Origin of the sequence: Mycobacterium sp. GA-1841, from assembly GCF_001954135.1 — a bacterium.
GTDB lineage: Bacteria > Actinomycetota > Actinomycetes > Mycobacteriales > Mycobacteriaceae > Mycobacterium.
This window is the reverse complement of the sequence record NZ_MBEQ01000024.1, coordinates 272,235-288,133: the sequence shown is the minus strand read 5'-3', so window position 1 is coordinate 288,133 and position 15,899 is coordinate 272,235. Positions and strand designations below refer to the sequence as shown.

The following is a 15,899-nucleotide window of genomic DNA, read 5'->3' as shown; positions in this document are numbered from 1 at the left end:
TCAGTCGTCCTCCTCGTCGAAGTCGAATGCACTCTGCGTGCTAGCCGGTGTCTCAGTCCTTGCGACATCCAGAATTTCGGGCCAGCTGGTCACCAGGGTGTTGAAGTTCAGCGCGTCCTTGGTCCAGCCGTTGGTCTCAGCGATCCGGAACAGCAGGTGGGCGAGTTCTTTCACAAGGTCTGCATCCACTGCGCCGTCGGGACGGCTCAACGCAGTCCGCAGGAACTCCCCGGCGGACGTGATCCCTTCACCTTCCAGGGATCTGATGAGATGGTGTAGTACTTCCCAGTTGCTGGTGTGCAGATCGCTCAGAACGTCGTAAATCGGACTCAAATCGGAGGGCATGATCAGCTGAACCTTGCCGGCACGGCTGGTCAAAATCCCGCCGCGATCCATCGCGTCGACGGTGGTGTTGCGCGCATTGGCGAGGTTGTTGGCATCACCGAATGTTCCAGCGCTGTAGCCATGTTGGCGATACCACGCGATTGCGAACCGACTCGTCGGATCGAAGTCGCCCTCCTGCTCGTTGAGCACTTGGTCCAGGATCTCGTTTATCCGGGCCAATGCCGAGCGCACCGACATCTTTGTACCGTCAGGCTCAAGCACCGCCGAGTATCGGGAAAACACCGCCATACCCGGACCAATGGCGGCCTGCGGCAGATCAACCGGTGCGATCGCGCCCTGTTGCAGATCCTTGAGTGCGGACGGAAGCTCTGCCTTCAGTGCATCGACAAACTGTCGACGATCCGTTCGTGGTGCGTCCTCAAGTCGGGGACGAAGCGCCAGCACGATTGACGATGCCAGAGCGTTAGTGCCTTGAGAGAGCATCCTGTTGCTTAGTTCGCTCCGCAGCGGCCAGGTCGCGGTGACTGCCCAACCTGATCGAATCATGCCTTCCAACAGGGTTTCCCAGCCTGTGGAGGCCTCGCCGACTTCGGTCGTCTCGGATTGCTTGAATGCGTAGTAGACGGTGATGGGGTAGTCCGGCAGGGCGGACTCGCGGGCTCGCCGGAACACCTCCCGGAACCCTTCTTCGAAGAACTGGTGTGCACCCTCTCTGCCGCCATGTCGATACGGGTTGGCGACCAGCTCGTCGGCCTTCGGCACCAGCATCGTGGATAGCAAATCGGGATGAATTGACCGCAGCGATCGGCGCAACCACACATAGAAGAAGTCTGACAAGTCTGAATAACCGATGTTGTCGTAGTAGGGCGGGTCTGTGGAGATGAGCGAGCCTTTGCCGACTGAATCTTGGGCATCGGCCTGCATTGCAGTACCTGGTGAGCTGCCCTCGAATCGATCCAGTACGCGGCTGACCCACTGGAGATCCTCGACGTAGTCGCCGCCCGATCCTCCCCAGGGGTTCGACTCGGCGAAATCCCAACTCATTGGAAGTGCTTGGCGCGCAAAGACGCTTCGGACCGCTTCCATTTTCGTGCTGGAGTCCCAAGAGCAGATTGTGCTCGACTTATTGGTCATCCGGCTTATGGCGAAACCCAAATAAGTCGCGATGGCATCGGCGTAGGCGGCCGCTCCGGTGCCGCCGGCTTCAAGGCCGTCGCCTTCGGGCACGCCAGCGGCGCGAGCATCGACGAGGATGCGTTCGCGGGCTTCGGTGACGAGGTCGCTGAACATGGTCAGCGCGGTGAGTTGTCGCGCCGTGAATAGGTCCGCGAAGGTCGTGAGGCCGTATGGTGGCGTCCAGATGTCCTTGGGGTGGTAGCCAAGCTCTTGCTCTGGCACGTCAGTCGGACGGGGTACCGCTGCAACAGCCTCATGCTCGGGCGTGGGGGCCAGATAAGTACGGGTGCGCTTGCCCTCTGCAACGGTCGCCATGAGCTGCGAACCCATCCGACCGGCGCGGCCTTCGGACTTGATGTGGTCTCGCTCGACCGCAGATCCGCAGCCGATGCAGACGGCGCCGGTGCGCCCGACGGTGCCGTCGGTATTGGAGGTGGGTGCATGCTCGGGGTCATGGCCGATGCTGAAATGGACTTTTCCGTCGACCACCGATGGAACGACGTAGGCCTCCTTGCCCTTCTTCTTGCCGAGCCACCATGACCGAACCAACGGCATGGTGATGCCGCAGGCGGGGTTGGGGCACGTCACGGTGCGTGCCCAGATCCAGGCGATCACGGTGGCCTCGGTGCCGTCGGGCAGAGTGGCCTTGGGGTAGAGGTGCCCGATGCGTTCTTCGGCTTCGTTGCGCATCCATTGCCCGTAGCGCCGTACGTCTTCGGCGAGACCGGTGGCACCTGGCCATGGGTGGCTGAGCTGGTCGTTCGCAACCTCGGGCGACACGGGTGGATGCCCAGCGAACTTCGGCGGAATCTCGATCAGTGCTTTGTTGATCAGCACTGCAACGGGATTCAGGTCCGATGCGTGGGCTTCTAGTCCGAGACGCTGCGCTTCCAACGGGATAGTGCCGCCACCGGCGAACGGGTCGAGGATCGGCGGCGGGTCGCCGTCGGTGGACTTGAGGATCTCAGCGTGCGCCTCGGCGAGCAGTTTCTCGTCGCGGATGTTCTCCCACACCACCAGCCGCTCGATCAGCTTGTGTAGCCGCTCGCGTCCCTTGCGCTGTAGTTCCTCGGTCGGGAACTCTTCGGGGTGAGAGGAAGGGTCGTCGACCAACTGCGCGAACAGCACGGCACGGGCAGCGGCGAGCGGCCGTCGTGCCCACCACAGGTGCAACGTCGATGGATGCCCATGTCGGATCGATTTTTCGCGGGCGGATTCCCGGTTGATCGCCTCCAGCGGCAGTGCGACCTCGATCAGCTTGCGCTTCTGAACGGTGTTCTCAGATGACATCAAAATGGCTCAGTTCCCTTGTTCCACATCTTGTTCCAGTCTCCACGCACACCGGTGGCTTCGAAGTCGCCGAGGTCAGTCGACGCAAACGGGTTGTCGAGGTAGCGCACTTGATCATGGTCAGGGCCGCGAGGATCGACCTTGACCAGCGCCAGCCGGTAGCGGGGTGCGGCGTTCTTGCCGACCATCACCTCGTTGTGGGTGACGAAGAAGTCCGTCGCACCATCCAGCCGGGCCTTGACCTCGATCCGGTAGGTGTCACCGTTGGAGTCGGAGGACAGGATGTCGAATCCCTTGTTGTTGAAGGCCTGTTCGACCGGTGTCCTACCCAATTCACGCTCCCGCGCCAACACCAGATCGACACCGCGACGCTCGACTTCCTTAGTCTCCTTGGCGTGAATCGGGGCCGAAGCCGGCAACTCACTGTCGACCATGCTCACCGGCAGCACCAGTGCTGCGGTGATGATGCGCGGTGGCTTCGTCGACATCAGGGCTTGTTGCTCGAGGAGTTCGAGGCGTTTGCGTAGCCGCATGTCGAGGTCGACTGCTTTGCGGCTCAGGCTTTCGGCGGATTCCTTCGGTTTCTCCCCGGCCTGCTCTTTCTCGGACGCCACCGTGGCGTCGAGCAGGAGTCGATCACGTTCTGATTCAAGACGTCTCACGACGAGTTCGCGGGTCTTGGCGAGTTCGGCGGCCCGTCGCGGTTGTACCTCGGCGAGGTACTCGGGCAGTTGGGTGGTGATGATCCAGCTGGTGGCCCGGTCTTCGGCGTCGGCCAGCCAGGGCAACTGACGCGCGGCTGCCACCGCAGGTGTCTCCGGCGCGGCGACACAGTCGAGGTACGGCGCCGGACCGGCGGGGGTGACGGTGCCCATGCTGTCAACGTAGGCATAACCGAACCGCCGCGACACCGCCGCCCCGGTTGCGTCGGCCACTTCCTCCACCACACCCACCAGCAGATGCGGTTCCTCCAGCGTCGACGACACCAAGACCGTTCCGCTGTGCAGGGTGCCGCCAAACTGTCGGATTGCCTCATCCATCACCGCGTCGTGCAGCGGATGCCCCGGCGCCAGGAGGTCGGCGTGTGAAAGTTCCTCGGGATGCGCGTATTTGAGATCGAAGGTCACCCGGTCGTACTTTGTGGCGATCGGCTGATACTTGCTGGCCCGGATCTGCGCGGGCACATTGGCGATCTCATAGCGGCCGCGCTCGCGTCGGGCAATGCGCCCGCCCAGCCGGGTGAACGCCGCCTTGAACGCCAGCTCGATGTAGTGCGGCTGCAGGCGTCGGGCGCGGGCCTCGTCCATGGCCGCGCGGAGCTTCGCCAGGTCGGCGTCGGCCAGATGCTCAGAGGCTAAGGCGCGTTCGTCGAGCAGTTCTTTGAGTCCATCGGCCACCTGGTGGTCGATCACCTCGTGCATCTTGGCCCGCACCTCGTCCTGCTCGCCGTACCGGATCGCCTCCAGCAGCAGCTCACGCAGCGGTGTCTCGCTAAAGGCTTCGCCGAGCACGTCGAAGACCTTGCCACCGTAGGCTTTCCGTTGTTCTTCGATCTTGTCCAGGAGCCGCTCGAACACGGCACCCTCCCGGGTGTTGCTGGCGACGATGTTCCACAACCGGCAGACCTCCAGCTGGCCGATGCGGTGGATACGGCCGAACCGCTGCTCGATCCGGTTGGGGTTCCACGGCAGGTCGTAGTTGACCATCAAGTGTGCGGCTTGCAGGTTCAGTCCCTCGCCGGCAGCGTCGGTGGCCAACAGGATTTGGCAGTCGCGGTTCTTGGTGAACTCCTCGGTGATCGTCCGCCGCTCCTTGCGGCGCACCCCGCCATGAATAGCCTGCACCGCATTCGGCTTACCCAGCAGGGAGCGGATGCGGCCGGCCAGATAGTCGAGGGTGTCGCGGTGCTCGGTGAAGATAATCAGCTTGCGGGGCCAGCCGTTCGCGTCGGTGGTCAGCGCCTCGTCCTGCAGGATCCGACTCAGTTCTGTCCACTTACGGTCGGTTCCAGAGTCCCGGACTTGCCGTGCGACGGTCGTGAGTTCGGCTAGTTCTAGCAGCTCGGCATCAAGCTCCTCCACTGTCTGCGCGGCAGTGGCGGCATCGAGCAATTCCTCCTCCAGCTCCTCGATCTGCTCGGAGCTGTAGTCATCGGCATCGAGGCCGTCGAAATCAATCGTGGGTTCTTTATCGGTGTAGGTGCCGTTGAGGATTTCCTGCTTCTTGCGTTCCAGGCGTTCGGTGCGGCGCACCAGGCTCTTGTAGATGGCTTCCGGACTTGAGGCGAGCCGGCGCTGCAGCACCGTCAGGGCAAAGCCGACGGTGTTCTTGCGTTTGCCGCCGACTCGGTCAGCACGGTTCATGCCTTCCCGCACGTACTCGGTGACCTGTTCGTAGAGGTCCTGCTCCAACGCGGTCAGCTCGTAGGGCACGGTTTCGGCACGGCGCTCGGGAAAGAGTTTCTTGCCGTCGAATGTCAGCAGATCCTCTTTGACCATGCGGCGCATGATGCCGTCGGTGTTGGCGGTCTTCGTGTTCTTGCCCTCGAACCGGTCGCGGTCCAGCAGGGTGAGGAAGAGCTGGAAGTCTTCCTCCTTGCCCGAATGCGGGGTCGCGGTCATCAAAAGCAGGTGGCGGGTGATGCGACCGAGGAGCTCACCGAGCAGGAAACGTTTCGTTTTCTCCAGCTTGCCGCCGAAGTAGTGGGCGCCCATGCGGTGGGCCTCGTCGACGATGACCAGATCCCACTCGGTTTCCTTGAGCTGGGCCTGCAGCTCCTCGTTGCGGGACAGCTGGTCCATCCGGGCGATCAGCAGCGGGTTGGTTTCGAAGACGTTGAGATTGACGTTGGCGTCGATGAGTTGGTTGGTCAGCAAATCAAACCGCAGCCCGAACTTGAAGAACAACTCGTCCTGCCACTGCTCGACCAGGCCGCCCGGAGCGACGATCAGGCATTGCCGGACGTCGTCGCGCAGTAGCAGCTCCTTGATGTACAGGCCGGCCATGATGGTCTTGCCGGCACCGGGATCGTCAGCTAGCAGGAACCGCAGCGGCGTGCGGGGAAGCAGCTCGCCGTAGACCGCACGGATCTGGTGGGGCAGTGGGCGCACGTCGCTGGTGGCTACCGCCAGCATGGGGTCAAAGAGCCCCGCCAGGCTGATGCGCTGAGCCTCGGCGACCAGCTTGAAGTCGGTCGCGTTGGCATCGAAGGCTCGACTGCCAGCCTGGGCAACGGTGAGTTGATCCTGGTCTTTCCGGAAAACCACCTGTTGGCCCAGGGCACCGTCGTTGGTCTTGTAGGTCAGCTCTAACGCGTCGGTGCCATGCCATTGAGCAAAGATCACCGTGATCGCTTGGGCGGGGATCAGCCCGTCGATACGTAGGCCTGGTTTCAGCTCTTCTAGCAGCACCCGATCGTCCCTCTCGGTAGATAGCCGGCCCACGCTACTCGACGGCTCCGACAATATGCGGGCTGCGTCACAGGCTGTCGGCGGGTCCGCTAATCTTCGCAGAAATCCGACCACCAACGGGGGCCATGGCTACAGACGACCAGCCGTCAACATCGGCGATAGGTGACGAGGTACGCGGCTGGGTGGAGGCCGCCCGGGCGGTGCTCGCGGCAAGAGTCCAGGTGATCGTCACCGCAAACAAGGCATCGACGGCGCTGCATCAACGAGTGGTTCAGGCGCGGCGAGACAACCGTGTGCTTTGGCACGTCGTGCCGTTGCGGTCCGACGACCTTGGGGCGTTGCAAGCGGTCGCCGCCAAGGCCACCCTTCCAGACGTCCCGCTCGACGTGCAGCGAGAGCTCGATCGGCTGACCACGGAGGTAGGACAAGCTACCGACGACTTACGAAAGGTCACGGGGTTCGGCCGGCTGCTCCTTTTCGGAGGTACGCGGGACAAAGCCAACCAGGCCGCGACGTTCTTGGCCGACTACCGCCGCTGGTTCCTTACCAGCCAACTGCACGGCGAGATTGAGAAGGCAGCGCCCCGCGACGATCCGCGGGTGCGTGCGCTCGAGTTCGGCGACATCCTCGCCGACTGGGTGGGCTTCAAGCAGCAGCTACCCGACCAAGGGCACGGCGCCACAGTCGAGGCGTCCACGGCGTTCGCAATCCTCCCGAACGCCACGGCCGTCATCCGCCGTGCAGCGGCCGACGAGGCGAACCTACGCAAGTCCGCGGTCGACGCGGGCAACCATGTCCGTAATCAGGAGACCGACCGGCTACTGGCCGACATGCCAGTCGAACGCCTTCGAGAAGCAACCCGCGACAAGATCCGTGTGGGTGCACTGAATGACAACGGCATCACCAACGTCCTCGCAGTCCTGGCGAACGAGCACAGACTGGAGGGATTCGAGGGGATCGGGCCGACCACCGCCACCCGCATCCGCGCAGCGGCACGTACGTTGCGGCAGAACACGTTCGATGAGATGCCTATGCGGATCGATATCAAGAAGCGAACTCCGGAGTACACCGAGTTTTTGCGCCGCTTGCGGGCCTGGGATGCGGCACACCGCGCCTCCGCCACAACTTCTGAGATGGCGATTGTTGAAGAACTGGCTCCTGTCGCGGCTGCTATCGACAAGGCCGTCAACTACGCGATTGTGCTTCCGGCTGAGTCCAGTGTTGAGGAATTCCGACAAGCCATCCAGACCGTCGCCAGGTCTGCGCGCGCCATAGCCGATGCCCAAGATGTCGCGACAGTCGGTGACCCGTGGGAAGACTTCCTTGCCCGCCCCGCGGATTACTTCGCGCTGCTCGCCGAGCTGGGTTTCATCACCGAAGACGACGAGAAGACGCAAGGCGACCTTCCCACCGAGATCATCGAAGCGGTCCGAGAGTTCGAGCTCAAGGGCGACCACCTGACCGCGTCACTACGTGGGTACCAGAGTTTTGCGGCGAAGTTCGCACTGGTGCAGCGCAAGGTCGTAATCGGTGACGAGATGGGGCTGGGAAAGACCGTGGAAGCCATTGCGGCGTTGGCTCACCTTCGCGCCAAAGGTGACCATAATTTCCTGGTGGTGTGCCCAGCCGCCGTGGTGACCAACTGGGTTCGCGAAGTGGCTGCCAAGTCTAAGCTGGCCGCCCACCGCCTGCACGGGCCGGACCGGCAATGGGCTGCCAAGAACTGGGAACGCAACGGCGGAGTCGCTGTCACCACCTTCGAAACCCTGGGCTGGGTGAAAAATAATGTGTCCGTGCCCAACCTGGGGTGCGTGATCGTGGACGAAGCGCACTACATCAAGAACCCCGAGGCTCTCAGGACACAACGGACCGCGCACCTGATCGACACCTGCGAACGCGCGATCCTGCTGACCGGTACACCACTTGAGAACCGCCTCGATGAGTTCCGCAACCTGGTCGGTTACCTTCGTCCCGATTTAGTGCTTGATGCAGACGAGTTCTCGCCCAAGAAGTTTCGTCGTCAAGTCGCGCCTGCGTATCTCCGTCGCAACCAAGAGGACGTTCTCGCCGAACTTCCCGAACTCGTCGAGGTTGACGAGTGGATAACGATGTCGGGCGAGGATGCTTCGGCCTATCGCGCTGCGGTTAATGAACGCAACTTCATGGCGATGCGGCAAGCAGCCATGAATCGCGGGCATAAGTCCGCCAAGATGGAACGCCTCATCGAGATCGTGGAAGAGGCGGAGGCCAACGGCCGGCGAGTCGTCGTCTTTTCGCACTTTCTTGACGTTTTGCAGCAGGTCGCTGCTCACCTGCCCGGTCGCGTTTTCGGACCGCTGACGGGCTCGGTCGCGGCGGGTCGCCGACAGGACATGGTCGACCAATTTTCGGCGGCAAAACAGGGTGCCGTGCTGGTTGCTCAGATCCTGGCCGGCGGTGTCGGATTGAACATCCAGGCGGCATCGGTCGTGGTGATCTGTGAACCGCAGCTCAAACCGACCATCGAATGGCAGGCGATCGCACGGGCCCATCGCATGGGGCAGCTGGAATCGGTTCAAGTACACCGACTTCTGTCCGATGAAGGCGTTGATCAACAAATCCGTGAGATCTTGGCTCGCAAGAAGGAGCTCTTCGAGAGTTTCGCACGGCAGAGCGAAACTGCTGAGAGCGCCCCCGAGGCGTATGACATCACCGAAGCCGAACTCGCGCGCGAGATCATCGCGGCTGAGCGTGAGCGGCTCTTTGGTGGCGCAGCCGGGAGTGAAAGAAGTTCCGCCACGACGACGCCGCCGGCCGGTGGGCCGGCAGTTGGCCGGGCCGAGACGACCCGGCCATCCGCAGACGATCCTGAGCGTGCAGGCACGCTCAGGATGCCTACCGCTCATATTGAGTCACCTACTCGGAGTTCGGGCCCATCGATGTCTACGCGTGCCGTGGATGGGCCGCCCGCTGTGCACGCGCGGATGGAATCCGCCGGCCCGAGTTCGAACCTCAAGCCCTACAGGGAGTTCCAAGGACGATTACCCAGTATCGAGCGCACGTCGGATGCCATGATCATCAACAACGTGGTACGCATCGTGGAATCAGAAGGCCCCGTCATAGGCTTCCGAATTCACGACGCTTATATCGAGGCGTGTAACGGGCATGGCGGCGGCAAAGAGGTATCCCGCACCTTGAATCGTGCGATCTCCCAAGCTGAGCGAGAAGGACAGATTGTCGCAGAGAACCCGCTGAACGAGCAGGGTGTAAAGCCACGAACGTTCCGGTTGCCTACCCAGGCTCAAGTAGTGCCACGGGAACTCGGCGCACGGACCCTGGACCGCGTTCCTCCATCCGAGCTGGCCCATCACCTGGCGCAGCTGGCTGCCGACGGCAAACTGACGCCGGACGATGAGCTGTTTGGGGCCTTCCGGAGGCGGTTGGGGTTGAAGGCGCTCTCGGCCTATGACGAGGAGATTCTTCGGGCAGTGCATGACATAGCTCAGATCGAAGGACGAACCCGATGAGCTAAACCTTGGTCGCTGCATCGGAATCGAACGTATCGAGCGGACGGTTGTCAGTCACATATGACTGGCTCCACGGGAAGATTGGATGGCTGCTGTGGGCGGAAAGGTGCGGATCCACGAGCTCGCAAAGGAATTGGGGCTACCGAGCAAGGGCTTGCTTGCCCACCTGAAAGCGGAGGGTGAGTTTGTCAATTCCGCGTCGTCAGTAGTGAGTGCACCAGTCGCGAGCCGTCTCCGGGAGTCTTTCGGGAAGCACAGAACAGACCCTCCAGAGGTCACGAACAACAGTGCAGGCCTCACAGTTGCGAGACTCGCCTCCGAACTCCGTGTGCCGGATAAGGCGGTCATCGGATACCTTCGTCATTTGGGCGCGGAAGTGCGAGATGGCAACTCGGCAACTACGCCGCAATTCGCTGATCGGGTGCGGAAGAGGTTCGAATATCGGAGCTGTCGGACGTCCGAGAGTCAGCTCGTCAAGCGAACTCAGCCGCGAAAGGTCGATGGGCACGCTTGTCGTCCAAACGCGGAGCCGGCTCCGCAGCTGCCCGAACCGGCATACGACTACCTATACGAGTCGGCCACAGATGTTGTACATCACCGGGACTACCTGAACGAGTGCCACGACCAAGCGCTGTGTGGTCGCCAGGACATCACGGTTCGCTTGTCTCCGATTGCAGTTGTGGCGGATGAGGTATGCCATGACTGTAACGTGAAACTTCCTGAATATCAGACGAATTGGTGGCGCAGCCAATTCGAGTCTGTTTCGGCTGAACTTGCTCAGCTGCGAGCAGACTATCGACGACTTCAGGTGCATTCCGATCGGCAGCGGAAGCAAATCTCTCGACTTCATGAGAAGGCTGACCAAGCCAAGCAGACCAAGAAAAGCAAGAAGTCGCGTTCGCAGAGCCCTAAACCTGCTGTACCGCAACGACAGAGTGCGGGTCGTACTTCCGCCAAGCTGCCAAAGCGAGCACAGAGGAGTATTCGTGTGCCGGTCAAACGCGAGCCACCACGAAAGCCTGATCCAGAGGTAGTGAGGAAGCGGGTGCGCGAGATGATGGCGCCTCCGCGTCCGCGGACAGAGGCCGAGAAGCGATCCGATGAAGCGGCGCGCGAATCAATGCGTTCACACAAGCCCAGTTCGTGGAGGTTAGGCCGGTCACCGTCGAGCTATGGATAGCGCAAGCGATCGTAGGTCGGCCCGATAGCGCTGCTGCTTGTCTGACCTGCCAGGGCGTGGTTTCACGCACTGCAGCATCTCGTCCCCCAGGTTGTCAGTTGATACCCACCAGCCCAATGACGTCGTGAACGATGTCTCGAACCGTGCGCAGTGCCAACTCGGGAGGGACACCGTTCAATCCGTCCACAATGCCGGCCACGTCGAGTCCAGCGCCGCGAATGTGTGCCCCTGATATCCCGGTCTGAGGCTTGATACGCAGTGCGGGCCCGGTCACGGAAGTTGTCGCGGCATAGAGGACGCCGGCGTTGCGCGTCGAATCGGACTCGCCGAGAGCGTAGGCGTAGGTGAAGAGCTGATAGATGTCGCCGGTGCCGAATCGCTTGTCCTCGTACAGCTTGTACTTGATATCGACGGGGACCTTGCGCCCTGACTCGGTGTCGACGATGACGAGGTCGGGTCGGATGGTGCTGTAGGTGCGCCCGGTGCTCTCGTCGACGACGACGGCGCCGTAGCTCTGCTGAGCACTCAACCCCAGCGTTGTCCCGGCCAGCGCTTCTGAGACGAGTCGGGTGACGAATCGTTCGAAGATCGCGTTCATGTCGAGCATGAAGGCGGTGACACCTTGGTGGCCGCTGCTGTGCAAATCGTTGAGAGCCAGTCCTTCCAACACCATGACGGCGAGCTCATGGGCAGGTCGGTACCGGGAGTTGCGGCGGTCATAGTGAATTCGGCGCGTGTACCACTCGGGGTCAAGTGTGGGAGGCTCGCATGTTGCGGCCAGAACTGCGGCGAGCCCTCGGGTGTCGGTCCTCAGCTTGTCGTCGGCCACGCGCGTGGCTGCAGCGGACAATGCCGCCGCAAGTAGCTGGTTCTCCGGTATGTCGCCGTCGTACTCGTCGTATTGGCACTCCAACTTGTGCAGGCTGCCGTACCGGCGCAGGAACTGATCGCGCATCCGTAGACGGCCACGCAGGACAGTGAGGGAATCGTCGGTGCGCCGATAGTCACGGATGAGCCCGTCTCGGATCAGCTCTCTGGTTTCCTGGACCAAAGCCATGACGATCAACTGAAACAGGTCGGTGCCGTCGGCGGGCAGATGCTGATCGGGTGGAAGGTGTGACAGCAGCTGTATCCCGTTGGCGTACTCGACCATCCGCAGGACGCGTAACGACCCACCGACCAACTTGGGGACAACACGGATCTCCAAAGCGCTGAACCGCACCACACCGACCCAGGAGGTCGCGTTGATTTCTACGTTCCCATCGGCCAGCCAGCGCACGTCCAGCCGCGCATCGACGGCGCCTCCGGCCGCGAGCTTTTCGGCCAGCTTCAGATCGGCCAGGGTCGGCTTGTCCGCGGGCACACATTCGTTTTGGTATTCGGCGAGCTCGACGGTACGGCGCATGGTCACGCGGAGGCGCTGCCGTATTTGTTCGCCAGATCGACGCACAACCCTTCCGGATCGTTGGCGAGCTCAGCGATCTGCTGGGCTTGGGTATCGATCACTCCGCCCAGAAGGTGGCCCAGGGCTTGATAGTCCTCGTAAAAGTACTCCTGGAGGAGTGGAATCAGTTCATAGCGGATGATGGCGGCGAACTCGTCTGGGGAGTCCACGATTTCACCATTCTGATAGAACAACGCATGGCCGATCTGCTTCTCGCGACCAAAGCGTTTGCGGATCTCCTCGTTGAGGCCGCCAAGGAACGCATCGAGTGCCAGCGCGCCCACCGAAGCCCCTTCGAGAAGTTCGATGTCTGGAAGCAATTCGATGAACTGAAAGCGTCTGCGCAGTGCGGTATCGAGCAGGTGAATGCTGCGGTCGGCGGTGTTCATGGTGCCGATGATGAGGATATTCGGGGGTACTGAGAAGCTGTCATTGCTTTGCGGCAGTTGAACTGTCAGGCCCCGCTTGTCCTTCTCGATGAGCGTGATCAGTTCGCCGAAAATCTTTGGGATGTTGCCGCGGTTGATCTCGTCGATCAAAACGATGTAGCTGTTGGTCGGATCGTTGTGGGCGGTTGTGCAGACTCGTTTGAAGATGCCGTCGGTCAAGACGAGCTGCATGGCGCCGTCGTCGGACCGCTGAGGGCGGAAGCCTTCGACGAAGTCTTCGTAGGCATAGGACGGATGGAAGGTGATACGGGTCAGTCGGGCAGCCTTGCCGGGACCGGTCGGCTCAGCCAAGGCTTGTTCGCGGCGGGTGAGCGCATCGGTGTCGGCGAGCAGTCCGTTGGCCTGTGCGTTCGTGCTTCCGCCGTCGAGTAACCAGGCCGCGGCCCGACGGGCAATGTGGGTCTTTCCGGTTCCTGGGGGCCCGTACAGGATCACCTGACCGCGCCGACGCAGCGCAGCTTCCAGTTCGAGCAGCTTCGCATCGTCCTCAACGGGTTTGGGGGCCGGGCCCCGTCCCAGGAGTTTCCGTTGCAACTCGGCCGACACCTTCGAGACGGTCGTCACCCTCCACGCGTCTACCTGCTCAATGGGCCCGGCCGCCGCGGTGTCCCAGTCGATGCCGACGGTGTGCTTGTATTCCGTGCGCTCGGGATGCCACACGTAGCCGATGTCGTTGACGGTCCCGACGCCGAGCAGGCACCCGGTGCCGCGGTTGGCGATGACGGTGTCGCCGGGCTGAAGTTCCCTCAGCGTCCAGAGTTCGTTGGCTTTCCGGCTGACTTGCTGCTCGACGTCGTTGTACGGGTAGTGCTCCCGGAAAACGTCACGGAACTCGTCCTTGGTGCTGAACTGTGCGAGATCGCCGACGTCATCCCAGCCGACGCAGATGAAGCCATTGTCGAGGCAGTCCTGCCAGTACTTTCCCTGTTCGCCGGGGGCGATCTTCACCACTCGCTGTGAAGGGCGCGGATTGTGCCAGTGGTACAGGAAGATTCCGAGTTCCTGATTGGACAGGTCAGCGAGTTCCGTGATGGACCGCAACGCGTTGAGCAGCTGTCGATTGGCGCGGAGCACCGAGGAGGCAGGCTTCTCGCCCAATGCCCGCAGGTAGTGGTCGATGTGGTCCTTCGATGACACCGTGATGAGGTCCGACGGGTAGTACATGCACAGCAGCTTGGCCCGCAGGGCCGGAGCGGCGTAGAGAGCCTTGACATCGTCGGCATCATCGAACCGGCCTTCGGCGGCGAAATGCAGCATCTGCACGAACCCGGCCCGAACGGCTTCCCATGCCTGCTCGACTGACTCGTACTCTTTCGGGAAATACCATGAGCCCGTGGTGGTCCGGTAGATCAGGTGCTTGAACGCCGAGCCGCCCTTCATACTCGGAATCAGACCGTCCTTGAACTCCATCCAGTAGGAAACGACGTCCTGATTGTTTTGTCCGAGCGCGTAATCCGCCAGGGAGAGTTCCTCCCAGGCGGTTCTGGGAAACCGTTCGGCGAACTGGTTGCGCAGTTGCTCAGACTTGGTGAGCTTCGATGCCGCTGCAGCTCGATCCCACGACTTGAGCGCCTCGAGGATGTCGTGTCGGGTGTGGTCATCGACCATATCAATCCGCCGTTCTCATGAGGGACAACACAACTGACAGCCGCCGATCCCGACGGCACGCAGAGAGGCCGCTGTCTAGGTTGACTCGCCCGCCTCGTCCGACTTTTCCCGCCGCCATACCTTGCTCTTCTCCCGCGCTCTCCCCAGGAATCCACCGATCTTGTCGATGCCTTCGCTCGCGGCGCCGAGTGCCAAAGTCGCGGTGTCACTGGCGACTCCAAGAGCCGCAGTGGCGGTTTCGGTCACACGCTCCACCGCCGCGTTCGCGGCGTCGCGAGGACTCGGTGCGTTGAAATCCTGCCAGTCCTGCAGGTGCGCGCGCCGCGCTTTGCCAAACCGATCCAGATCCTCCCGCAAAGTCGGCAGGCTGCGCTGCAACCCTTGTACCGACCAGAACCGAAAGCCGTCAATGGCTTCGGTTTTCGCAACGGCCTCCAGGATCTCGCGGGCCCGTTGGAACAGTGCATCGTCCTCGATCATCTGCCGGGCAAGCAGATCGCGCGCGTCGTCGAGAACCTGCTGCACGTGCTCGGGCTGAGTGGCTTCGACCCGGGCCAGCCGCAACCGCTGCCACTTGAACAGTGACTCCTGGGACACCACCAGCAGACTCAGGGTTTCACCAAGCTGATTGCCCTCGACCGCCTTGACGATGAAATCCGCGCGCTCCTGAATGGGCTTGGACGCGTCAAAGCTGCGCAGTGTCCGGTCGGCATGATGACGCAGCTGCTCGACCGTGCGATTGAGCGCCGGTCCGATGCCGGCGATCGAATCCCAGTCGGCGTCGGAAAACGACCCGTGTCTGTCGAGGTAGCTCGCCATCCGATCGATGGTGACCCGGTCGCCGAGGACGTCACCGGACCGGTTGGCGTGGGCGAGGCGCAGCACCTCTTCGACTTTGCCTTCGACACGCTCGACGGAGGCCTCGACTTCGGCGATCGCGGTCTTCAGTGCCATCTGCACCGCCACCATCTGCAGCGACATCATCCGCGTCGGCGTGAGGTTGGCCTGCTTCCACTGCAGCTGGCTGACGAACTTCTTGTCCGCACCGCGGGTCATCATGCGGTAGAAGCCATCGGTCCCCGGGATCAGGTTGCCCTTCTGGATTGCCTTGACGCTCTCGGGATGCAGCTGGACGAACTTCGCGGACTGGCCGAGAAACGCTGCCGCCCCAGCTGCGAGGCCGGCGGCGTTACCGACGGAAGCCTTGTCCACGCCGATCACACCGACGGCATGGCCCGCGACGTTGCGGATGCGGTCGACGTAGGCCTCAATCTCCGACGGCTCACCCGCAACCAGTAGTCCCTCCGGCTGCACGGAAACGGCGACCTCGCCCTCCTGTGGGATGACGACGGGCAGGGGATCGGAGACGTTGTCGGCCGGCGTCGATCCCGTCGATTCAAGATCGTCGGCCATAGGTGCCTCCTTTGCTCGCGCTAGCGCAGTCTAGGTGAGTGTCCGTGTCGGGCTCCGGTCATCGGGGAGTCAGTACAT

6 protein-coding genes and 1 pseudogene are annotated in these 15,899 nt (G+C 62.1%); 2 read left to right on the top strand and 5 right to left on the bottom strand.

Annotation, left to right across the window (positions count from 1 at the left end; all coding sequences use genetic code 11):
• Positions 1-2,811: a DUF1156 domain-containing protein gene (locus A5740_RS07665; RefSeq protein ID WP_076192771.1), complete on the bottom strand. Its 2,811-nt coding sequence runs from the start codon at positions 2,809-2,811 to the stop codon at positions 1-3.
• Complete coding sequence (locus A5740_RS07660) at positions 2,811-6,221, bottom strand: helicase-related protein (RefSeq protein ID WP_076192769.1); 3,411 nt, start codon at positions 6,219-6,221, stop codon at positions 2,811-2,813. Before A5740_RS07660 ends, A5740_RS07665 begins: the two co-directional genes overlap by 1 nt.
• Before the next feature lie 125 nt (positions 6,222-6,346).
• On the opposite strand from A5740_RS07660, the gene A5740_RS07655 reads away from it, so the two are divergent.
• Positions 6,347-9,727 (top strand): DEAD/DEAH box helicase, encoded by a 3,381-nt coding sequence (locus A5740_RS07655; RefSeq protein ID WP_076192768.1) that lies wholly within the window; start codon positions 6,347-6,349, stop codon positions 9,725-9,727.
• Positions 9,728-9,821: 94 nt separating this feature from the next.
• Positions 9,822-9,981: pseudogene (locus A5740_RS29030) on the top strand (translation initiation factor IF-2 N-terminal domain-containing protein); the annotation flags it as partial.
• A 1,020-nt stretch (positions 9,982-11,001) separates the two neighbouring features.
• On the opposite strand, the gene A5740_RS07645 reads toward A5740_RS29030, so the two are convergent.
• The 3 genes from A5740_RS07645 to A5740_RS07635 form a co-directional block, all read right to left on the bottom strand.
• Positions 11,002-12,312, bottom strand: coding sequence for an McrC family protein (locus tag A5740_RS07645; protein ID WP_254849112.1), 1,311 nt, complete (start codon positions 12,310-12,312; stop codon positions 11,002-11,004).
• A 2-nt stretch (positions 12,313-12,314) separates the two neighbouring features.
• The gene (locus tag A5740_RS07640) at positions 12,315-14,408 is read right to left on the bottom strand and encodes an McrB family protein (RefSeq protein ID WP_076192765.1); all 2,094 of its coding nucleotides are present in this window, start codon (positions 14,406-14,408) and stop codon (positions 12,315-12,317) included.
• 75 nt (positions 14,409-14,483) lie between these two features.
• Positions 14,484-15,821: a hypothetical protein gene (locus A5740_RS07635; RefSeq protein ID WP_076192763.1), complete on the bottom strand. Its 1,338-nt coding sequence runs from the start codon at positions 15,819-15,821 to the stop codon at positions 14,484-14,486.
• Positions 15,822-15,899 lie beyond the last annotated feature (78 nt).

Excerpts from the sequence above, each read along its gene's own strand:
- A5740_RS07665 (WP_076192771.1), bottom strand. The coding sequence starts at position 2,811 with ATGTCATCTGAGAACACCGTTCAGAAGCGCAAGCTGATCGAGGTCGCA.
- A5740_RS07655 (WP_076192768.1), top strand. The coding sequence starts at position 6,347 with ATGGCTACAGACGACCAGCCGTCAACATCGGCGATAGGTGACGAGGTA.
- A5740_RS07645 (WP_254849112.1), bottom strand. The coding sequence starts at position 12,312 with ATGCGCCGTACCGTCGAGCTCGCCGAATACCAAAACGAATGTGTGCCC.
- A5740_RS07640 (WP_076192765.1), bottom strand. The coding sequence starts at position 14,408 with ATGGTCGATGACCACACCCGACACGACATCCTCGAGGCGCTCAAGTCG.
- A5740_RS07635 (WP_076192763.1), bottom strand. The coding sequence starts at position 15,821 with ATGGCCGACGATCTTGAATCGACGGGATCGACGCCGGCCGACAACGTC.